Here is a 372-nt window from a genome sequence, read left to right as displayed (position 1 = left end):
GCGCCGAGGCGACGAAGGCGGGCTTCGCCGATCTCGAGCCCGGCGGCGTGCGCCGCCTCGAGCTCGATGCGCTCGACGCGGTCGTCATCGGCTTCCTCGACCGTGATTCCGTCAAGCATGCCCGCTTCCTGGTGCGGCGGCTGAAGCGCCGCCGGCCAAAGCTCAGGGTTGGCATCGTCTTCTGGTCGGAAACCGGCAATGGCGACCGGCAGGCCGCCAGCGCCGAGGCCCGTGACCTCAATGCCGACTTCGTCGCCTATGGCATGGTCGATGCCGTCAACGGCGCGCTGTCCGGCGAACCGCCGGTGGTCCTCAAGCTCGCCGCCAAGCGCCGCCCGCCCCGCCGTCAGCCGGCCCGCAAGCAGGCGCCGG

Annotated in this window: 1 pseudogene; it reads left to right on the top strand. The window is 72.0% G+C overall.

What is annotated here, in order from left to right:
* Positions 1-372, top strand: a pseudogene (locus EN862_RS35085) (AI-2E family transporter); the annotation flags it as partial.

The organism is Mesorhizobium sp. M2E.F.Ca.ET.219.01.1.1 (assembly GCF_004016445.2).
In the GTDB taxonomy this organism is placed as follows: domain Bacteria; phylum Pseudomonadota; class Alphaproteobacteria; order Rhizobiales; family Rhizobiaceae; genus Mesorhizobium.
This window is presented reverse-complemented; position numbering and strand designations above follow the sequence as displayed.